Below are 20,217 nucleotides of genomic sequence, written 5' to 3'. Positions count from 1 at the left end.
TTCACTCAGCCTCTCTATTCAATTCAGTTTTTCAATTATTTTGGTGACGCTTATGGGTCTACGATGTAATTCTTTATTCATACTTTTAAAAACTAAATTATTGAACGTCTCATTTGGAGTTTCTAATTTAGGAACTTTCAATTTCAAAGTATTTTCAATGACTTCCATATTGGACAGACCATCTTTTCGAAACGGATGAATACCTGTACTTAACTCGCACATTAACACTCCCCAAGAAAAAATATCGGTTCTGTTACAAATTATTTTTTTTTGATTCAATATTTGTTCTGGCGCAGCATATCCTATTGTCATCGGCCCCCAAAAAGCAATGTCTGCGGTGAGAGATTCTTTAGTCAAATCTCTAGCAATACCAAAATCTAGTAAAGTAATTTTATTGTTATGTATAATTATATTCTCAGGCTTAATATCACGATGAACCAACTGTTTAGAGTGAACTAATTCAAGTGCCTTCAATAGATTGATGCCTATATTTAAAACCTCTTTAAACTCATAACCCTGTTTTAATATGTAATTTCTTAAGCTATCTCCTTCTACAAATTCTTCAATTACATACAAGTAACTATCTGCCCCAATCTCAATTTCACCATGATTATATACTTCAGGAAAGTAAGAAGATTTTAGAGTTTCTGCTATATCTAACTCTCTCTTGGCTCGAAGTAAGGAATGAGCTTCATTAATTTTTATTAACTTCATAACATGAAAAGAATTTCCGTTTTCACATTTAAAAACTATTTTTTGACCCCCTTCTCCTATTTTTTCTAAAAGGTTTATTCCTTCAAACTCAGATGAGATTTTCTGTCGTAATATCGCCTCATTCATTTTTTTAACTCCTTTATAAGTCGTTCGTTAATTTCCCATAACAGAGGGGTATTAATGAGTTTTTTGTTATTAGTATATACTTTTGTAGTTATCTCCTTGTTACCAGAAACAATTAAATTTACCCCCGTTTTTTTGCATAATTCTTCACATTTAAATAAAATATCTTCAGATAATGTAGGAAGTAATACTAATGATTCATTTGTAAACCATAGATGTCTTTCCGCTTGTTCAACGACATACTTCCAGTTCGTTAACTTTGCTTCGACACACTTAATACTCTTTATAGCTAAAATATCTTCATTCTTTTTTATTTTAATTAAATGACTTTTTTTTTCAATTAATCCTCTACTTTCTAAATTAATAACAATTTTAGATATTTGATTTTCATTAACATTCAAAAATTCTCTAAGTTTTTCCGTTCGTATCCATCTTTTATTATACAAAAAAGTTAAAGCGTAACTATGGATTCTTGAAAATGGACCATCATAATTTTTTTCAATTCGTTTTTCTATTATATGTGGATGATATTTAACTACTACAATATCTGGACGTCCATAATTTGTTTCTAATTCTACAAAAATCTTAGTATCCTTCTTTTTACTTTCATGCAACACAAAACTATCTACTAATTCTTTCTCAGTATTAAACATGCGCTTTACTCCCTTAGAATTTCTAAAAAAATTAAAGTATTAAAAAATTTATTCTGTTTATTTTACTTAATTGAATACTGATAACTAGAAATGCCTTTATCAAAAATTTTACCATATTTTTGATAAAGGCATTTCTGATATTCCTCCATCTATAGTTAATTTACTCCAAAAAAAAAACGCTGAACCCATCTTCACAGGTTCAACGTCAATTATAAACTTACATCATTCCGCCCATTCCACCCATGCCGCCCATGTCAGGCATGCCGCCGCCAGCGCCTGCTGGTTCTGGCTTGTCTGCGATGACCGCTTCCGTTGTGAGGAACATAGCTGATACTGACGCTGCGTTTTGAAGCGCTGAGCGCGTCACTTTCGCCGGGTCGACGATACCGTGTGCGATCATATCGACGTACTCGCCTGATGCGGCGTTGTAGCCGATGCCGACCGACTCGTTCTTGAGCTTCTCGACGATGACCGAGCCTTCTTCACCCGCGTTTTCCGCGATTTGACGGACCGGTGACTCAAGGGCACGGAGGACGAGTTTGACACCTGTCGCCTCATCCGCTGTCACTTCAGAAAGAAGTGCACGAACGGCTGGGATGACGTTAATAAACGCCGTACCACCACCTGCGACGATGCCTTCTTCGACTGCTGCGCGTGTCGCGTTGAGCGCGTCTTCGATGCGGAGCTTACGTTCTTTGAGTTCAGTCTCAGTAGCAGCGCCGACTTTGACGACGGCTACGCCGCCAGCGAGTTTCGCGAGACGCTCTTGGAGTTTCTCACGGTCGAAGTCAGACGATGTCTCTTCGATTTGGTTGCGAATCGTTTGAACGCGTGCTTTGATCGTTGCTTCGTCTCCAGCACCTTCGACAATCGTTGTCGTGTCTTTCGTGACGACGACTTTCGATGCGCGTCCGAGTTGTTGGAGCGAGGCCGACTTGAGCTCGAGGCCGAGGTCTTCTGTGATGACTTGGCCGCCTGTGAGCGTCGCGAGGTCTTCGAGCATCGCTTTACGACGATCGCCGAAGCCTGGAGCCTTGACCGCGACCGCGTTGAACGTACCACGGAGCTTGTTCAAGACGAGTGTCGCGAGCGCATCGCCTTCGATGTCTTCTGCGACGATCAAGATCGGTTTCCCTTGTTGCACGACTTGCTCGAGCACTGGGATGATCTCTTGGATGTTCGAGATCTTCTTATCCGTGATCAAGATGAACGGGTTGTCGAGCACCGCTTCCATCTTGTCTGAGTCTGAGATCATGTATGGCGAAAGATATCCGCGGTCGAACTGCATGCCTTCAACGACGTCGAGTTCAGTCGTGAAGCCGCGTGACTCTTCAATCGTGATGACGCCGTCGTTGCCGACGCGTTCCATCGCTTCAGCGATCAATTCGCCGACTTCTTCGTCAGCTGCCGAGATGGCCGCGACTTGTGCGATTGCTTCTTTCGACTCGATTGGTTTCGAGATGAGCTTGAGTTCTTCGAGTGCACGACGAACCGCTTTGTCGATCCCTTTACGGAGAATCATCGGGTTCGCGCCCGCTGTCACGTTTTTGAGACCTTCACGGATCATCGCTTGAGCGAGGACTGTCGCCGTAGTCGTACCGTCCCCTGCGACTTCGTTCGTCTTCGAGGCGACTTCGGCAACGAGCTTCGCGCCCATGTTTTCGAAATGGTCTTCGAGTTCGATTTCTTTCGCGATTGTCACGCCATCATTCGTGATGAGCGGTGAGCCGAACTTCTTCTCGAGGACGACGTTGCGTCCTTTCGGTCCGATTGTGACTTTTACCGCGTCAGCGAGTGCGTCGACACCGCGAAGCATCGCGTGACGTGCGTCTTCTGAGAATTTAATTTCTTTTGCCATTGTTCATTTCCCCCTAGAAAAGTTTTTGAAAAATGGTGAGTCTTAGCCTACGATTGCGAGAATGTCGCTCTCTCGAACGATTAAGTATTCTTTGCCTTCATGCTTCACTTCGGTACCCGCGTACTTCGAGTAGATGACCAAATCATTTTCTTTGACGTCGAGCGCGATTCGCTCACCTTGGTCCGTGACGCGGCCTGTACCGACTGCGAGGACGCGTCCTTGTTGCGGCTTTTCTTTCGCCGTGTCAGGAAGCACGATGCCTCCGATCGTCTTTTCTTCTTTCTCCACGACTTCGATGATGACGCGATCGCCTAGTGGTTTTAACATAGAAAAAACCTCCTCCGAATATGAATGATGTATCGTTGAATCGTAAGTTTTAGCACTCATCAAAATGGAGTGCTAACATTGATTAGTGTAGTATGAGACGCCTGAAAATGCAAGCGGGAACATCGAAAAAATGCTCCCACTCGCGGTCAAGAGACCTTATTTGTTACAATGGTTAAAAGGAACGTTGACTCTTAGGAATAAGGACGTGTTCAATTGGCTACACTAAACTCAAACCAATCGATAAATACCCGTTTTTCGATGGCGCCTAACATTCGGATTCGGCATATCATCCCGATTCTACTCTACGCGTTTGTTCAATTCTTTCCGGTATTGATTAGCATAGTGCGTCCGGAATGGATCACGCCGACGGCAACCGGACTCTGGTTCGCCATCGGATTCAGCTTGACGATCGTCATCTCGCTCTTCCTGCTTCGTCCCGACTTGAAGCTGTATAAGCAACAAGGGATCCAGTCGAACTTGAACGACACGGTCAAATGGATCGGGCTCGGGATTCTCATGCAGTACGGGCTTGTCATCGTCGCCAACTTGATTGAGACGTGGATCTCCGGTGACGTCATGGGGTCTCAAAACACCGAACAAATCGCGGATATCGTCCGACTCGTCCCGGTCATGACGCTCTCGGTCGTCTTGCTCGGCCCGATTATGGAAGAAATCCTCTTCCGTCATATCTTGTTCGGTAACTTGAGCGCCCGCTTCGGGTTCTGGATTGCGTTTGCGGTCAGCTCGCTCTTGTTCGCGTTCATCCATGGCGACAACAAGATTCTCGTTTACGTGGCGATGAGCTTCGCCTTCACGGTCGCATACGCCAAGACGCGTCGCTTGATCGTGCCAATCGCGATTCACGCATTCAACAACGCGCTCGTCATGGTCGTATTATTCTTAATGTAGAAATGAGGTGGCATTGATGCCGCGACACTTAAAAGTAATGTTTTTGTTCAGTCTCTCATTCGGGATTCTGTTCACCGTCCTCGCTTACTACTCGGTGCAAGAGTACGGCTTCAGCTTCTGGACGTACTTCATCATCGCCGTAGCCGCGTATGACTTCTTCAAGGTGTATCAGATTTTAACGCTCGCCCGAAAAGCGAAAAAAGAAAAGACCGATAAATCGGCATAACGAAAAGACCAAGCGTGCAGCTTGGTCTTTTTTAGTGTCGAATCGCGTTGGACGTATCGCTCAGCCCGTCTCGATACGCGCTCCGAATGAACAAACCGTTGAGCGTCAATCCGATACCTAGAACGAGATAAATCGTATCCAGCAACGGCACCCGTGGCTCATCAAAGAAAAAGACGCCGATGATAAACACGAGCATGAGGCCCACGCCGAACCATGTCACGAGTGACTGGTTGACGGCGGCACGAATCGTCACATTCGTTTCTTTGTCGAGTTTGCTCAATTGCTGTTCATAGTAAGCCGATAACGTCACCCCGAATCCGGTGACTACGCTCATTGCATATTCGCCGTCCCATACACCTAGCCCGAACAAAACGGGCCACAGGATTAATAAAACGATGAACCATTTTTTTAGTGAGTCTCATTATCTTACCTCTTCTCTATAGTTTGAGCGGTGTTTCCACCATGATCTATGGTGACATCCTGACAAAGTTCAAGTCTGGTTCCGCTCCTGCTCGTACATATGTATTTCATTCATCAAAAATAACCCTTTCGTCGCAAACAAATACGTCAACGCGGTCAGTGCGAACTGTTGTGTCGATTGCGTCAGGCGCGGCGCATCAAATCCGATTAAGAAGATGACAATGAACACGAGAATCGCGACGAGCCACGTCTTCTCACTCGAACGCCAAAACAGGCGCTCTCGCGTAGAGGTCGGATACTGCCCGGCCTTTCGTCGGTGCCACCGATAAAATAACACACTCGCGATGAGAAACAACACATGCGAGGACACACCGAAAAGAACGGCTGCCGCCACTAAACCAATACTCACCGCTACTGCCATCTTACGTCCCCTCATCCTGTCCCCTCCTCTGTTCAATCTATACGAAGAAAACGAATCAAAGTTTCATTCGTTTTTGAAAAAGAAATCAATCTACGTTATATTTGATAGGTAAACTATCAAATAAGGAGAGATACGATGAAGAAAGCATTTCTCGCGCTGGTCGCGTCCCTGTTTCTCGTCGCCTGCTCAAACGAAGACGACTTGTCTACATACGACGAGTATGGCGTGCTCGAAGAGACGATTGATGTCGCGCAGTATGAACCGAAAGTCGAGACGGACAACGACGGCAACCGCGTCATCTTGTTCTATGAAGGTGAACGTGTGGCCTATAAGAGCGTCTATGTGAAAGATGGGCGTCATTTGAAAATAATCAGCACGGACGATGAGGGCCCGCTCTATAACGACACGCTATGAAACACAGCCCTCTTCACGCGAAGAGGGCTGTTCTCAATTTTCGTAATGAATTTGTTGCTCATGTTGTAGGTGATACGTGATCAACCGCTCACTGTCTAACGGTTCATTAAATAGTGACACGGCCGTGATTTGGTTATTGTCATACGTCCGATAGTAATAGATGCCCTCATCGACATTACAACATGAGGAATAGATCGTGTACTCGTACGTCCCGTCTTCGGCCTCGTTCAAGCCACGCGTTTGCAGCACCGTATCCAACAGTTTGAAAAATTGTCCGACCGCGGACGCCTCGGTCGGTTCACAAATCGAATTGAAGGTCGCGAACGTCGCCCGGACGAAGCGTGACGTCGACGATAAGTCACCCGGTAAGCCTTGCCCGCCTAACCCGAGACAATAGGCATCGAGGTTCAATGTCGGCGCGAACGTATTGGCCGGCAGTTTCGTCGAGACGTGGCGATAATCATTCAGATTGAACAGTTGATACTCGAACGACGGATTGTTCGTCAAAACCCCGACTGGATTGTCGTACACGCGCAATCCGTCCGCCATCGGCTCGACGACAATTGATTCCTGCTTATCGGCAATGATCCAGTGTAGCGGGTGAAGTGGAAGCGCGTCGCTGAAATTGAGATTGACCAGATGAATCGTCGCCAGTCGTTCTTTCACTTCCTCAATCGTCGCGCATTGTCCGAGGATCCACGGAATGAACTCGAACGGGGAGACGTTGTCTCGTCCGTCGACTTCCGGCTTGAACACGGCATTCCCCGGGAAGTTCAACCCCGCCATGCTCAGTCCCTTCTCATTCGTCGCCTCGTAATAGAGCGGGTAGTCTTCAACGACGGTCGCCATTCCGATCATTGCGTAATGGTTCGCATTCTCGCCCATCCGTCTGAAGTTGAACGGATAGTGTCGGGGCGTGATCGTCACTTGCTCGTGATAGGACACGTTCAAGTCTAAGTTTCTGCCGAAGTAGTGGGCGTGCGGAGCGTACGTGATTGCTGTACACATAACAAAACTCCTTCCATTCTAATGCAGACAATAACAGCACTCTTTGTCCTATTCACGTTATAGCGGAACTTCAACCAAAGACCGGTCAGGCTTTCGCCTGACCGGTCTCGAAGTCGTGACACTCATTCATCATGTAAATCCCTTTCAACGCGTGGATAAAATTGATGCCATAGTAGCATCGTTATCGTTAGCTTGTCTGCATCAAATAAGCTTAAGAATACAAACAGAAAATATCGCGTCGGCCAGGTCTTACCGCTATGTTATACGTGACGTTCGGTAGAAGGTTCGAGGTCTTGAAAAAACCAAAGACCAAAGCCTTTCAAACCAAATATGAACGCCAACCCGTAATGCATGAGCGCCCGCAACGAATAGTCAACCGTGTCCACACGGAATGAGATGAAGAAACCAATCATCAAGGCAACAATCACGGCACGAAGCGTGAACGTACTTGCCTGTTCCCCGATGGCCTTCCCTTTCGCGTCACCTTGTGCATACGCCACGTCACGGCGCCAGTAATAGAGGACTAACGCGAACGACATCAAAGTACCTTGAGGCATGTCCCCGAGCAGCAGCTCCACTACGACAAATCCGAGCATAACACCCGTCCCTAGTTTTAATACATCCTGATTCGAGTACTTCCCCCGAATACGAAGCATCGTTGATGATTTTTTCATAACACAATGAACCCAACCGTCAACACCCCATATAAGAAACCGAGCACGATTACACTGATGGCAATCGACTTATATTGCGGATATTTATGTAGCACGACCGCTCCCGCGATGACGTGAATAAACGCGACGATGAACGTCACAATCGCAAAACCCATTGTCTCATTCCTCGCTTTCAAAAAAAATAAATAGAAAATCATGGGAATTCATTCGTTTCCCGGTACACTAAAGACTGCATTCATTATATCAATTCTCAGAAAGAAGGCACATCCCATCATGAATTATTCACGTATCGATTTAACGACGGAGGAAATGCTCCTCGTCAACAGCGAAGTCGAGAAAAAGAAACGCAATCTCGTCGTCGCGTACTTGCTTTGGTTCTTCCTCGGCGGTTTCGGCGCACACCGTTTCTACTTTAAAAAGACAGGTAGTGCCCTTGGGATGCTGGCTCTCACGGTTGGTTCAATCATCCTTACCGTCGTCTTGATTGGTTTCGTCGGATTGTTCGTCGCAGGCATTTGGGCGCTCGTCGACGCGTTCCTCATGCCAGGCTGGCAACAACGCGAAGTCGAAGCGATCGAGCGCGAAACGATCGAGTCGTTGAAAACTCGCTCTGAGCGTCAAGCTGCCTTTTAACGACCAGACGGTCACGCCAACGCGTGACCGTCTTTTCTATTAGAAGCTATTCTCTTTCAAATAGAACGCGAAGTTGCGGTGCTTCCGTTCTTTCGTCGCGTAATGGATCCACAGCCACGCGAGCGACTCAAGCTCACGCGCCAACTTCAAGTGACGGAGCGTATGGGCGTCGAAGCCGATTTTCGAGGCAAGGTCTTGAACGGCTCGGACCGATTCTTGCTCGTCTCCGGCGATGAACATCATCGACATGTTCGGGTTCTCCAAGTTCTCGACGCCGGTCTGATTGAACGCCTTGACGATGCGGACGTGCGGCGCAAGTTCCTGCAGATGCTCGGCCCCTGATTTCCCTTCCGGTCGCTCGACGGAATCGAACTCTTTGGCGATCGGATTCGTCACGTCGATGACGATCTTATCGTCCAAGTCTCGAAGTGATTGAATCAAATCGACGGCCGCCGCGAACGGCGTCGTCAATAAAAGGATTTGCGCGTTCGACGCCACTTCCTGGAGCGACATCGTCCCCTCGCGCTCCGAGCGCGTCCCGTACAATACTTCATAACCGACGTCCTCGAACTTGCGTCCGAGCGTCCGCCCGACTTTCCCTGCCCCTAAAATACCAATCTTCATGTATACCGACTCCCCTTCACAGTTCTTCGTCCGTCCGCGTCACCGTCCCGCCGAGTTCCGTCGCGAGTCCATCGAGCACCGAGTGATCGAACTCTTCCCCGATTGCCATTACCCCGGTCTGACCGGGCTCGATATTCCCGACCGTCCGCTTGAACGTCTCTTGAATACTTTGGACGTGTTTCAAATCTTTCGTCCCTCCGATGAGTCCGCCTGTGAGCGTCCCGAACAGAATCCCGAACGGTCCGCCGAGAATCCCGACCGCCATCCCGATCAAGGCACCTTTCGTCGACTTGTTCGTCGGTGTCAGTTGGACAGCGTCCTCGAACGAGAAGGCCCCGTTGTCTTCACGCTTGATGACGACGAGTTGTTCGAACCCGACGAGCCCTTCGGCGTGATACTTTTTCAACTTGCTGAACGCTTGATACGAGATGGACTCCTCTGGAAACGTGAACGTGACGATATGGTACGGTTGTTTTTCCTTCTTGGCCATGTTGGCTCCTCCTTTATGGAACACAGGTGACACATCAGCTTTCTCTTACCACTTCCCCGGCTTCAGACGAAAAAAAACCTAGTCCGAGGACTAGGTCGTGGGTGGCCGCTTCTCATTTAGTTCGTAATGCGAATACGGGATGCAGAGCGGCGTGCCGTAGAGCGGGTCTTCCGTCACGACGACTTTCAAGCCGAACACGTCCTGCATGAAATCCTCGTCGACGACATCGTTCGGACTACCTTGCCGATAGACGTTGCCTCCAGCGAGCGCGATGATATGGTCGGCGTAGCGACAAGCGAGATGCAAGTCGTGGAGCACCATGATGATCGTCTTACCCTCTAACCGGTTCAAGCGGTACATCAAGTCGAGAATCTCGATTTGGTGCGACATATCGAGATACGTCGTCGGCTCATCGAGTAGAATCGTTTCCGACTCCTGGGCCAATGCGAGCGCAATCCAGACGCGTTGCTTCTGCCCGCCCGATAAGTTCGAAACGAGCGTGTCCCGGAGCGAGACAGTGTCCGTGAAGGCGAGCGCCCGTTCGACGGCCCGTTCATCATCTTCCGAGTAGCGCTTGAAGAACGTCTGATACGGATAACGGCCGAACCGGACGAGTTGTTCGACGGTCAATCCGTCCGGCGCGACGTTCACTTGCGGCATGAACGCCATGAGCCGGGCCGCTTCCTTCGCCCGATACGCATCGAGCGGCTTGTCGCGGAACGCAATCGTCCCACCGAGCACGTCCCGTTGACGAGCGAGCGTCGATAACAACGTCGACTTGCCGCATCCGTTCGCCCCTAACAGCACGGTGATTTTGCCGTGGGGAATCGAGAACGTCAAGTCCTCGAGCACCATCTTCTGGTCATAGCCGATGACGACTTGTTGTAAATCAAATGTATTCATCTCATGCTTCCTTTCATCATCCGGCGAAGTAAATAGAAGAAGTACGGCGCACCGATAACAGCCGTCATGACACCGGTTCGCAGTTCATACGGGTAAAAGATCGTTCGGGCGAGCACGTCCGCCAAGACGACAATCGTCGCCCCGACGAGTAGCGTCGCCCAAATGTACGGCAGCTTCAAGCCTTGGCGGGCGATGTGCGGCGCCATCAGTCCGACGAAGCCGATTGCTCCGACGAAGGCGACCCCGATTCCAGCAAGGAGACACGATAAGAGTAAAGTCCCACGCTGTGTGCCTCGGACCGGTACACCGATACTCGTCGCGACCGCCTCGCTAATGTGGAGCGGGCGAACGTGCCGTTCAATCAAGAAGGCGGCGAGCAAGAATAGGATCGCGAGCGGTACCATGATTTTCAATTGATTCCATGTCGCCGCGTAGACGGTACCGGTGAGCCATTGTTGGATGTCGTTCTTCCGGTACACGTTCGAGGCGAGCATCATGAACTGGACGATGCCTTGCGAGAAGATGCTAATCCCGATTCCAATCAACGCGAGCCGGACCGGCGGGACGCCCCGTTTCAATAGATAAAATAAGAACGCACCGACCGTGAGCGCCCCGGCGAACGAAGCGAACGGGATATAGGCGAGCGGGACGGACAATTGGTTCGTTCGCTCATCCGTGAAGACGGTGAAGAACGTCGCCGTCGCCACCCCGGCCCCGCCGACAATTCCAAAAATCTCCGGCGAGGCGAGTTCGTTCTTAATCGTGAGTTGTAATAAGTGCCCGCTGACCGCGAGACATGCACCGGCCGTGATGGCCATGAGGACGCGCGGCATCCGGAACTCGAACACGACGAGCTCGGCGAATGCGTCACCCGACCCGAGGAAGAGCGCTCCAAGCGACCACGGCGTCAAAAACGTATCGCCGATGGCGAGTCCTAAATAGAAGGAGAGCAGTAAACCGACGATGAGGGCGACCGCGAGCACGATCTCCCGTTTCCGGAGCGTGAATGAGAACGGGCCTTTTCGAAAACTGTATGATTTCATGATTTAAAGACTCCTTGTCTGGCGCTGACGAGATAGATGAAGAACGCGCCCCCGATGACGGCGAGCACGACGCCGACCGTCACTTCCCGTGGGAACAGGACGAGTCGTCCGAAGATGTCGGCCGATAACAGCAGCACACTCCCAAGGAGCGCACTCCCGGCGAGCCGAGCGAAGAACGCCGTACCGAACATATAGCGTGCGAGATGCGGGGCCAGCAAGCCGACGAAGGCGATGGGACCTGCGAGCGCGACCCCGAACGCCGACAAGACAACGGCGAGCGTGACGGCGACAAACTTGATGACACCGACGTTTTGGCCGAGCGATCGGGCGACCTGGTCACCGAGCGACAACGTCTCGAGTTCTTTACTGATGAGGAGGACGCACAGGCTCGCGACAATCATCCACGGCAACAACGTCGTGACGAGTGCGAGCGAGCGGCCCGCGACCGAGCCCGTCAACCAGAACAGGACCTCATCGAGCGCCCCTTCCTCGTAGGCGATAATCGACTGTGTGAACGAGCTGAACAGCGCCGCGAGTGATGCCCCGGCGAGCGTCATATACATGACGTTGCCCCCGTTCGCGCTGAGGAGGTAGACGATGACCCCGGCGATAAAGGCTCCGACGAGCGCGGCTGATGTGAACGAGGCGATGCTGCTGAAGCCGAACAACGTCACGAGGACGATGGCCAGGCTCGCACCCGCATTGACCGCCAAAATGTCGGGCGACGCGAGCGGGTTGCGGGTCACGAGTTGGAACAGCAACCCGGCGAGACCGAGGACGCTTCCGACGAGAAGGGCGACGACGGTTCGCGGAATGCGATTGTCGTTGAGCGCAATCATCGCTTGCGATGACGCGTCGCTTCCAAGTGCAAGGACGTCAGTATGGCCGACCGGGATGACGCCGACACGGAGACTGATATAACTCAAGATAGGTAACGCGATGATCAAGGCGATTAGTTTGATCCAAGGTTTTATCATTTTACTCACTTCTTTCCTCTCCTACCATAGCAAAATCTCGCTGCCAGAAAAAGGGGTTGACAGTGAGAATCATTATCACTTATAGTCAGGGAGGAAATCTTACAAATCAGAGGAGACTTTATACATATGAAAAAGTTTGCGTTAGCCCTACTCACGCTCTGCCTCACGGTCGTCCTTGCTGCTTGCGGCGGGTCAGACGAGACGAGCAACTCGAACGAGTCAGCAGATCAAGAAACGCGCACGGTCGAGCACGCCATGGGTACGGCTGAAGTGCCAGTCGAACCGAAACGTGTCGTCGTCTTGACGAACGAAGGGACCGAGGCGCTCATCGCCCTCGGCGTCAAACAAGTCGGCGCCGTCAAATCATGGAACGGTGACCCGTGGTACCCACACATCGAGTCAGAGATGACCGATGTCACTGAAGTCGGGACGGAGAGCGAGGTCAACCTCGAAGCGATCGCGAAACTCGAGCCAGACCTCATCATCGGGACGAAACTTCGCCAAGAGAACATCTATGACAAGTTGAACGCCATCGCACCGACGGTCATGTCGGAGACGCTCAAAGGTGATTGGCAGGAGAACTTCGCGCTCTACGCGAACGCCCTCAACCTTGAGGACAAAGGAAAAGACGTCTTGGCTGACTACGAGCAACACGTCGAAGATACGAAAACCGAGCTCGACGACGCTGTGAACAAAGAGCTTTCGGTCGTACGCTTCCTTCCTGGCGCGTCACGCATCTACTTCACGGACAGCTTCTCAGGTGTCATCTTGGGCGACGTCGGCATCAAACGCCCGGCGTCACAAGACCGCACCGAGTTCGCTGAAGAGATCACGATGGAGCGCATCCCGGAAATGGATGGCGACCATATCGTCTACTTCACATACGGCGGAGCAGATGGATCGAAGACAGCCGAAGAGTGGCAGTCGAACCAACTTTGGAAAGACCTCGACGCTGTCAAGGCCGGTGAAGTGACCGAAGTGAGCGATGACACGTGGAACACATCAGGCGGTGTCTTGTCAGCCAACGAAGTGCTCGACGAACTCGTCACCATCTTGAAATAAGCGAAAGCGCGCCAAATCGGCGCGCTTTTTGCTATTGTCATATGGTAAAATTTTCATATCACAGTTGAGAGAGGAGCCCTACTTATGCAACGTCCGCTTCGTAAATCTGCCACGAACCGCTCACTCTCGGGCGTCTGTGGCGGCATCGCTGAATACTTCGACTTGTCCCCACTCGGTGTCCGCCTGCTCTTTTTGATCGTACCGGGAAACGTCCTCATCTATATCATTCTCGCCAATTCGATGAAGGAAGCCCCGCGCTATTTATAAAAAACTCGGAAGCCGCGGCTCCCGAGTTTTTTTATGCGTTGACTTTGTCTTTCATCGCCGCGAGCGCACCACTGTTGATGAAGTGCCATGGCTTGTTGTAGTGCGGTTGGAAGAAGAAGTCGACGTAGGCAAGTTCTTCGACCGTCATCTCGTTTTGGATTGCGAGCGACAACGTGTTGACCGCTTGCGTCATATCCGCTTTCGAGAGAACTTGTCCACCGACGACGCGATGCGTGCCGACTTCATAGACGAGTTTGAACTGGACCGGTTCCGCTGTAGGCATGAACTCCGGACGGTACGCGTCTTCAATCACGACACTCTCGACGTCGAGACCGAACAAGCCGGCTGCTTCTTCTGTGAGACCTGACGAAGCAATGTTCCAATCATAGAGACGGAGGCCTGACGTCCCTTGCGTGCCTTGATAACGGACACGCGGTGTGACGAGGTTCTCGGCGACGAGCGTTCCCATGCGGACCGCGTTCGTCGCAAGCGGAATGTAGGCGTGTGTGCGCGCCGGGTTGTAATAGACGGCACAGCTGTCACCAGCGGCGAAGACGTCCGGGTTGCTCGTGCGCATATATTCGTCGACGATGATGGCGCCGTTGCCGAGCATGTCGACTTTCCCTTCGAGGAGTCCCGTGTTTGGGCGGAATCCGACACAAAGGATGACGAGGTCAGCTTCAAACTCACCTTTGTCGGTCACGACGTGCGTAACGTTACCGTCTGTCCCACGGAACGCTTCGACCGTCTGGCCGAGCTCGAGGTCGATGCCGCGTGACGTCATGTCCACTTCGAGTTGATCCGTGAACGACTTGTCGAGGTACTTGTTCAAGATGCGGTCGGCACTATCGATGAACGTGACGTGTTTGCCGTACACTTCGAACGCTTCGACGAGTTCGACGCCGATATAGCCGGCACCGATGACGGCGATGTTCGTCGCGTCTTTCGCCCGCTCGATGATCCGCTGGGCGTGGCCATAGTTTTTGCAGAGCTCAATCCCAGTCATCTCGATGCCAGGCAGCGTCGGGACGATCGGCCATGAACCCGTTGTGACGATCAAACGGTCGAACGTGTCATGCACGTCTTCCCCCGTCTCAAGGTTTTTGGCATGGACAGTCTTCGCTTCTGTATCGATGTTCAACACGTCGTGTTTCATGCGCATCGTCGCGCCGAGTTCTTCGAGCTCGGTCGGTGACGAGTAAAACAATTCTTCCGCACGTTTGACGACACCGCCGACGTGGAGGGCGATCCCACACGAGAGGAAGCTGACGTTGTCGTTCCGCTCATAGACGGTGATGTCAAGATTATCGTGCTTGGCGAGTAATCCTTTGACTGCTGCTGTTCCTGCGTGTGTACATCCGATGACTGCGATTTTCATATGGTAGTCTCTCCTTTGAGTGGTTGGCAAGTTTACGATTGTGATAAATATCACATTCACTTTCTGAACTTAGTGTACTATTTCACAAGGATGTTTGACAATCTGTTTGCTCACTTCTTCACGTAATTTTGTCTAAAGTTTGAACGTCCGTTGTGACGACAAAAAAACCGTCCCGCAACCGGAACGGTTCCCTTATGAATTTGTCGTGCGTCTCGCTTTGATCCAGTGATAGATAACGACACCGATATACGTGACGAGGCCAATCACGTACAAACTGAAGCCAATCATACTCCAACCTAGTCCATCCCACCCGCGGACAAAGACAAGGCCTATAAGGAATATCCCGTAGCCCATCACAAGCAGCGTCAGCGAGAAGACGAGTCGTCGCCTGAATCGCGACTTCAAAAAGTTCAGTCCGGTAATCAATAAAATCGTCGTCAACACACCAACGATGATGAGTGCATCCCCGTAGTATTCCCAAGTCATCGCTTCTCCTCCTGACATGATTTAATTGACTCTATCGTATCACGACCTGTCCGCATTCCCCATCTCCGAAAAAAGCCATCCGCATCATCGCGAATGGCTTCTTCTCATCGTACATAAATTGTCTTCGTCACACTTCGGCCTTGCGGCGTCACGAGACGGAGCGTCAATTTCGTACCTTTCTTTTGTGGCGCGAAACTGAGCGTTGACGATGTTGCCGTTACCGTCTTCTTGGCGAGCACCGTCGAGCCACGTGTGAGCGTTAACGTACCGTATGAGACGTTCGATGTCGCCTTCAGTGTCTTCGATGCGCTCGATGGAATCGTCGTCACGAGCGTTGGTGTCGGTCCGGTCGTCACTTTCACCGTCTGGGTGTGTCGGAACGTGCCGCTTTGGCTCGTCAACGAAAGTGTTGCATTGACCGGCTGCCGCGTGAAGCGGAGCGTCACACGTCCAGTACTACTCGACTTGCCCGTAGCCAATACTTTCGAACCGTTCTTCAACGTGACCGTGCTATTCGGGATCATGTAGCCGACCCAAAGCGACTTCTCATCGTTGATGGAGAGTGTCGAGAGCGACGTCTTCGGCAAGCTCAGTGAGACCTCTCGTGATTTCGACCCGACCGATGCTTTGACGCGAACGCGATCCCCCGGTTTGGCCGGAACGGTGTAACGTGTCGTCGATAGGCGTTTGGCCGAGACGAGTTTGTCGTTCACATAGAAACGCACCGTCGCCGTGCTCGTCTTTTTGATTGAGAGTGTCGCTTGTGTCTTTGTCACCAACGTGTCCGTTACACTGAGCGTCGGAGTGAACGCTTGGACCGTCTTCGTAAGTTCGTACGTCGCATCCCCGCTCGAACGTGTGACGAGGATGACATCTCCTTCCTTCAATGGGGTATCGAACGTGTACGGCATGACGCGTGTTGTCGCCACATGCGTACCATTCCGATAGATGCGATAGGCCTGATTGGTACTCGATGTGATATTGATGGATTTGTCATACATTAACGGTGTCCGAGTCCACGAAAACACAGGCGGTTCCACTCTTGTGTCCACGGTTGTGAGTCGGAACGCAGAAGCGGGTGCCTCTTTTAATTTGAAGTAGACTTTGGTTCCAATGTCTATAGGTATCGTACTAAACTCTTTAATCGAAATGAGCCCGTCTTCATCCGCTTGCTCGTTCGAAATCTCGTAGTATTTCCCACTGCGAATCAACACATCCACCGTGGCGTTCGGAGTCGTTTTCAACGTGACACCTGAAGTGACCGTTTTCGTCAGAACCGAGATGCCGTTCGATGATGTGTCCTCAATCTCTTTGACCGTTTGAAGTTCAATCGGATCGGCGTAAACACCTGATCCACTACCGATTTTCACAGTCACACGCGATCCAGGTGTGAACCAACGTGCCGGTTGCCACGTATAGCGTCCCGATTCATCCGATTGGACCGTCGCCGATTGATAGTTCAACAACGAATCCGATGAGTTCGATTGATACAAGTTTTTCGTCACACTGACAAAAACAGGCGTGTTCGGAGCCGTCTTCCCGCTGATCGGGCCTAAGACACCGGTTGGCGGGTCGAGCGTGAGCGGCACATATTTCGATGCCCATAAATCTAACCGTCGCTCAAAATCGCTCCATTTAAAAATCATGTCATACGATTCATTCGTCTGTAGCGTCAGTTTCCCTTGCTCCCAAACGAACGGGTCGTCTTGATAGGCTAAACGTGCCGTCAACTCAGTCGCTGGAATCGGTAAGGTCGTACCATCGACGAGTGTGGTCGTTCCGCTAACCTCGTAAGGATGACCTACCTCATAGCGAGTCGTCGTTTTCGGCACACTGACCTGCAGTTGCCACGGTGCCTTCCAAAATGACTCGGGCGTGTAGCCTGCTGACCGGTTCTCAGAAAAGACGTACCATGATCCACGTTTTTGGACGAAGACATCATCAATCGGTGCCTCTCGCCACTCATTTGTGGCGACGTTATAACTAACATAGAACGTCGTGTACATTTTCCGAATCGTGAAATAGTAGACGCCGTCATTCCATATGAGGTTTCTTACGCTTGGGGCTTCTTTCTCGATCCATTGTTTCGTTACGAGATCAAAGATGAAAAGTGTATCCGATTCCCCTACTTTTGCTACAATCCACTGATTTGATCCCTTGATTGAGGATGCGCCCCTCACCTGACCCGTATACGATCCGAGTGTTTCAATTGTCTCACCCGTCACCGTTCGCTTCGTCACTTGACCGTCCACGAATGCGAGAACATTTCCATCATCAAGCAGTCCATACGCTTCATACATACTTTCCGCCTGAATCGACCCGAGAATTTTGCCCGAAAGCGATGTCGTGACATACTTCTTGTCATCGGTCCACAATACCGTGTCTGCTGCCAAATTAATATCTACGACCGCATGAAGTCCGCTCCCTGCGTCAATTGGAAAGACCGTCTTTGAACCGGTGTGAGGATTCCAGACCATCCATTCTTGCCAGCCCTCCAAAATGAATCGACCGTCTCCGATTGCGTGAATGTTATGAAGAACAGACACGCGAATCGGTAACGTATATTCCTCACCGGTCTTGATGTGAACAAGCGTCTCCGGATCTCCCGAACGCCACACATACCCACTATCTCCTACGACTTCTCCTGACGGAATACTTTCCGGTTTGGCATAATCCTCTGCTCGGACTTCGACTCCCGGTGCTACCATCATGACGAGCACCACGAGCATGCTCCATAACCATTTCTTCATTACTCTCCTCATTTCTGTTTATGAATGCATAACTTTCAAAAATAATCCATTTTTTGATTTAACCCTCCTAATTTTAAGTCGTTTTCTTAAAATTGAATAGCCCTAAAATCACAAAAAAACACCACGTCGCACGACGTAGTGTTCACTTCTCATTCATCTGTTTCATCAAATCCATCTGTTCTTTCACTTGCGCCTCTTTCTCACGTCGAAGCACACCCCGGTACGTCACGCGTGAGATCGACAAGCTAATCTCGTACAAGAAGAAGAGCGGCAGTGACACCATGAGGTGCGACGTCAAATCCGGCGGCGTGATAAACGCTGCGACGACGAACAAAGCGAAGTAGGCGTACTTCCGGATTTTCGAGAGGAAATACGGCGTCACGACACCGATGCGCGTCAAGAACATCGTCACGACCGGTAACTGGAATAACAGTCCGAATGGGATGGTCAGTTGCAACAAGAACGTGAAGTAGTTCGACGCCCCGATGATTTGTGTCAGACCGAGGTCTTGCCCGAGGTCCGTCGAGATATCGAGGACGAGCGGGAACAACCAATAATAGGCGAACGCCAAACCGACGAGGAATAAAACCGAAATGATTGGAATGTAAGCAAGCGTCGCTTTCCGCTCGTTCGGATGCAGACCAGGTGCGACAAACGCCCACAGTTGATACAGTAGAAACGGACCAGCCGCGACGAGACCGATGACGAGCGCCAAGTTCAAATAAATCATGAGCGGGTCCGCGACCCCAAAGGCGTTCAACTCGAGTCCTCGTTCGACGAGGTCCGCCTGCAGATAAGCGAGCACGTATTTGACACTCGGCAAAGCGATCAAAAAGAAGGCAAAGACGACAAATGCCGACAGCATCAGTCGTCTCCGCAGCTCTGTCAAGTGGTCGGACAGTGCCCGTTCTTGATCAGGTTGATGGCTCATCGTTTACTGCTCTTTCTTCTCAATTTCTTTCTTGTCTTTCTCGTCATGTTCGTTCATCATACCACTCGTGGCATTTTTGAACTCACGGAGCGTCTGTCCGGCGGCGCGTCCGAATTCAGGCAATTTCTTCGGCCCGAAGATGATGAGCGCGACGATGGCGATAATGAAGATACTTGCTCCCCCAGGAATACCGACGATGAGCAACGATGATAGTAATTCCATTATTGATGGACCCCCTCAGCAGATGGATAGTGTTGCATAAAGTAAATGAGCGACTGGAGTTCGATCGACAAGTCGATATGATGGACGCGGACCGTGTCCGGCACAGTAAGCCTGGCCGGCGTGAAGTTCAAGATGCCTTTGATGCCGAAGCGGACCAAATCATCTGCGACAGGCTGTGCATAGGCAGACGGCACCGTTAAAATGGCGACGTCAATCTTGTTTTGCTTCATAATCTGTTCCATCTCATCGACGTGATGAATCGGGACACCGGACATCGTCGTGCCGACTTTTGTCTCGTCTGCGTCGAACCCGACGACGATATGTGTGTTATTGTTTTTAAGAAAGTTATAGTTGACGAAAGCTGTCCCGAGATGACCAACCCCGACCAAGGCGACGTTCGTAATCTCGTCTTGATTCAGTGTCTTACGGAAAAAGTCTAACAGATACTGTACGTTATAGCCATATCCCTTTTTACCGAGCGCACCGAAGTACGAGAAATCGCGACGGATCGTGGCCGAATCGACCTTGACCGCCTCGCTCAGTTCAGCAGAAGAGACACGCTGTTTTCCTGATGAATGTAGGCTTTGGATAAACCGATAGTATAGTGGCAACCGTTTGGCTGTCGCTTGCGGAATCTTTGGTTCGTTTTGACTCAACGGAAAGAGCCTCCTTTTTACGACGCGTTTCAAACGAATCTAATGTCA

The 20,217-nt window shown here is 50.5% G+C and carries 26 protein-coding genes; 6 read left to right on the top strand and 20 right to left on the bottom strand.

Translation table 11 applies throughout. The features are described 5' to 3' along the window. Positions 1-18 precede the first annotated feature (18 nt). From EVJ34_RS13725 to groES, 4 genes are all read right to left on the bottom strand, one after another. The gene (locus EVJ34_RS13725) at positions 19-840 is read right to left on the bottom strand and encodes a serine/threonine-protein kinase (RefSeq protein ID WP_131485970.1); all 822 of its coding nucleotides are present in this window, start codon (positions 838-840) and stop codon (positions 19-21) included. After that, a complete protein-coding gene (locus EVJ34_RS13720; protein ID WP_131485969.1) occupies positions 837-1,490 on the bottom strand; it encodes a hypothetical protein in 654 nt (217 codons plus the stop codon). Before EVJ34_RS13720 ends, EVJ34_RS13725 begins: the two co-directional genes overlap by 4 nt. A 217-nt stretch (positions 1,491-1,707) precedes the next feature. Further along, positions 1,708-3,348, bottom strand: a complete 1,641-nt coding sequence (gene groL / locus EVJ34_RS13715; RefSeq protein WP_131485968.1) for a chaperonin GroEL — start codon at positions 3,346-3,348, stop codon at positions 1,708-1,710. Between the two features lie 42 nt (positions 3,349-3,390). Then, positions 3,391-3,675 (bottom strand): co-chaperone GroES, encoded by a 285-nt coding sequence (gene groES / locus EVJ34_RS13710; protein ID WP_021065365.1) that lies wholly within the window; start codon positions 3,673-3,675, stop codon positions 3,391-3,393. 213 nt (positions 3,676-3,888) lie between these two features. Between groES and EVJ34_RS13705 the strand changes: the two genes are divergently transcribed. Both EVJ34_RS13705 and EVJ34_RS13700 read left to right on the top strand, forming a co-directional pair. Next, positions 3,889-4,584 carry a CPBP family intramembrane glutamic endopeptidase gene (locus EVJ34_RS13705; protein WP_236636716.1) on the top strand — a complete coding sequence of 232 codons (696 nt, stop codon included), beginning with the start codon at positions 3,889-3,891 and terminating at the stop codon, positions 4,582-4,584. Positions 4,585-4,600: 16 nt separating this feature from the next. Next, positions 4,601-4,810 carry a YdiK family protein gene (locus tag EVJ34_RS13700; RefSeq protein WP_021065367.1) on the top strand — a complete coding sequence of 70 codons (210 nt, stop codon included), beginning with the start codon at positions 4,601-4,603 and terminating at the stop codon, positions 4,808-4,810. A 31-nt stretch (positions 4,811-4,841) separates the two neighbouring features. Here EVJ34_RS13700 and EVJ34_RS13695 read toward each other — a convergent pair whose 3' ends face one another. After that, on the bottom strand, positions 4,842-5,144 hold the full coding sequence (locus EVJ34_RS13695; protein ID WP_131485967.1) for a hypothetical protein: 303 nt from the start codon (positions 5,142-5,144) through the stop codon (positions 4,842-4,844). Positions 5,145-5,300: 156 nt separating this feature from the next. Continuing rightward, positions 5,301-5,666 (bottom strand): hypothetical protein, encoded by a 366-nt coding sequence (locus EVJ34_RS13690; RefSeq protein WP_131485966.1) that lies wholly within the window; start codon positions 5,664-5,666, stop codon positions 5,301-5,303. A gap of 120 nt (positions 5,667-5,786) precedes the next feature. Between EVJ34_RS13690 and EVJ34_RS13685 the strand changes: the two genes are divergently transcribed. Further along, complete coding sequence (locus EVJ34_RS13685; RefSeq protein WP_131485965.1) at positions 5,787-6,065, top strand: putative periplasmic lipoprotein; 279 nt, start codon at positions 5,787-5,789, stop codon at positions 6,063-6,065. Between the two features lie 33 nt (positions 6,066-6,098). Here the strand turns inward: EVJ34_RS13685 and bsh are convergent, their stop codons facing one another. The 3 genes from bsh to EVJ34_RS15855 form a co-directional block, all read right to left on the bottom strand. After that, positions 6,099-7,073, bottom strand: coding sequence for a choloylglycine hydrolase (gene bsh, locus EVJ34_RS13680; RefSeq protein WP_131485964.1), 975 nt, complete (start codon positions 7,071-7,073; stop codon positions 6,099-6,101). A gap of 260 nt (positions 7,074-7,333) precedes the next feature. Beyond that, entirely contained in the window at positions 7,334-7,747 is a 414-nt protein-coding gene (locus tag EVJ34_RS13675; protein ID WP_131485963.1) for a hypothetical protein, read from the bottom strand. Beyond that, a complete protein-coding gene (locus tag EVJ34_RS15855) occupies positions 7,744-7,902 on the bottom strand; it encodes a hypothetical protein (protein ID WP_029596201.1) in 159 nt (52 codons plus the stop codon). Before EVJ34_RS15855 ends, EVJ34_RS13675 begins: the two co-directional genes overlap by 4 nt. A 118-nt stretch (positions 7,903-8,020) precedes the next feature. Between EVJ34_RS15855 and EVJ34_RS13670 the strand changes: the two genes are divergently transcribed. Continuing rightward, entirely contained in the window at positions 8,021-8,380 is a 360-nt protein-coding gene (locus EVJ34_RS13670) for a TM2 domain-containing protein (RefSeq protein ID WP_131485962.1), read from the top strand. A 39-nt stretch (positions 8,381-8,419) separates the two neighbouring features. On the opposite strand, the gene EVJ34_RS13665 is transcribed toward EVJ34_RS13670, so the two are convergent. The 5 genes from EVJ34_RS13665 to EVJ34_RS13645 all read right to left on the bottom strand — a co-directional run bounded on the left by EVJ34_RS13665 (position 8,420) and on the right by EVJ34_RS13645 (position 12,417). After that, positions 8,420-9,004, bottom strand: coding sequence for an NADPH-dependent F420 reductase (locus EVJ34_RS13665; protein ID WP_131436756.1), 585 nt, complete (start codon positions 9,002-9,004; stop codon positions 8,420-8,422). A 16-nt stretch (positions 9,005-9,020) separates the two neighbouring features. Continuing rightward, the gene (locus EVJ34_RS13660) at positions 9,021-9,494 is read right to left on the bottom strand and encodes a hypothetical protein (protein ID WP_131436755.1); all 474 of its coding nucleotides are present in this window, start codon (positions 9,492-9,494) and stop codon (positions 9,021-9,023) included. A gap of 90 nt (positions 9,495-9,584) precedes the next feature. Next, positions 9,585-10,397, bottom strand: a complete 813-nt coding sequence (locus tag EVJ34_RS13655) for an ABC transporter ATP-binding protein (RefSeq protein ID WP_131485961.1) — start codon at positions 10,395-10,397, stop codon at positions 9,585-9,587. Next, the gene (locus EVJ34_RS13650) at positions 10,394-11,440 is read right to left on the bottom strand and encodes a FecCD family ABC transporter permease (protein WP_131485960.1); all 1,047 of its coding nucleotides are present in this window, start codon (positions 11,438-11,440) and stop codon (positions 10,394-10,396) included. Before EVJ34_RS13650 ends, EVJ34_RS13655 begins: the two co-directional genes overlap by 4 nt. After that, positions 11,437-12,417 (bottom strand): FecCD family ABC transporter permease, encoded by a 981-nt coding sequence (locus tag EVJ34_RS13645; RefSeq protein ID WP_131486052.1) that lies wholly within the window; start codon positions 12,415-12,417, stop codon positions 11,437-11,439. The genes EVJ34_RS13650 and EVJ34_RS13645 overlap by 4 nt, the downstream gene beginning before the upstream one ends. A 126-nt stretch (positions 12,418-12,543) precedes the next feature. On the opposite strand from EVJ34_RS13645, the gene EVJ34_RS13640 reads away from it, so the two are divergent. Beyond that, positions 12,544-13,479: an ABC transporter substrate-binding protein gene (locus EVJ34_RS13640; RefSeq protein ID WP_131436751.1), complete on the top strand. Its 936-nt coding sequence runs from the start codon at positions 12,544-12,546 to the stop codon at positions 13,477-13,479. Between the two features lie 84 nt (positions 13,480-13,563). Beyond that, positions 13,564-13,746: a PspC domain-containing protein gene (locus EVJ34_RS13635; protein ID WP_131436749.1), complete on the top strand. Its 183-nt coding sequence runs from the start codon at positions 13,564-13,566 to the stop codon at positions 13,744-13,746. A 31-nt stretch (positions 13,747-13,777) separates the two neighbouring features. Here EVJ34_RS13635 and EVJ34_RS13630 read toward each other — a convergent pair whose 3' ends face one another. From EVJ34_RS13630 to EVJ34_RS13605, 6 genes are all read right to left on the bottom strand, one after another. Further along, positions 13,778-15,124: an FAD-dependent oxidoreductase gene (locus tag EVJ34_RS13630; RefSeq protein WP_131485959.1), complete on the bottom strand. Its 1,347-nt coding sequence runs from the start codon at positions 15,122-15,124 to the stop codon at positions 13,778-13,780. A gap of 192 nt (positions 15,125-15,316) precedes the next feature. Continuing rightward, positions 15,317-15,610 (bottom strand): YesK family protein, encoded by a 294-nt coding sequence (locus EVJ34_RS13625; RefSeq protein WP_161568921.1) that lies wholly within the window; start codon positions 15,608-15,610, stop codon positions 15,317-15,319. A gap of 104 nt (positions 15,611-15,714) precedes the next feature. Beyond that, on the bottom strand, positions 15,715-18,360 hold the full coding sequence (locus EVJ34_RS13620; protein ID WP_131485957.1) for a hypothetical protein: 2,646 nt from the start codon (positions 18,358-18,360) through the stop codon (positions 15,715-15,717). A 142-nt stretch (positions 18,361-18,502) separates the two neighbouring features. Next, the gene (tatC, locus tag EVJ34_RS13615; protein WP_131485956.1) at positions 18,503-19,291 is read right to left on the bottom strand and encodes a twin-arginine translocase subunit TatC; all 789 of its coding nucleotides are present in this window, start codon (positions 19,289-19,291) and stop codon (positions 18,503-18,505) included. A gap of 3 nt (positions 19,292-19,294) precedes the next feature. Further along, positions 19,295-19,513, bottom strand: coding sequence for a twin-arginine translocase TatA/TatE family subunit (locus EVJ34_RS13610; RefSeq protein ID WP_131485955.1), 219 nt, complete (start codon positions 19,511-19,513; stop codon positions 19,295-19,297). After that, positions 19,513-20,169, bottom strand: coding sequence for a redox-sensing transcriptional repressor Rex (locus tag EVJ34_RS13605; protein ID WP_029596207.1), 657 nt, complete (start codon positions 20,167-20,169; stop codon positions 19,513-19,515). Before EVJ34_RS13605 ends, EVJ34_RS13610 begins: the two co-directional genes overlap by 1 nt. Positions 20,170-20,217 lie beyond the last annotated feature (48 nt).

The organism is Exiguobacterium sp. SL-9 (assembly GCF_004336985.1).
Taxonomy (GTDB): Bacteria; Bacillota; Bacilli; order Exiguobacteriales; family Exiguobacteriaceae; genus Exiguobacterium.
Note: the sequence above shows the minus strand (reverse complement) of the source record. Positions and strands in the feature narration are given on the sequence as shown.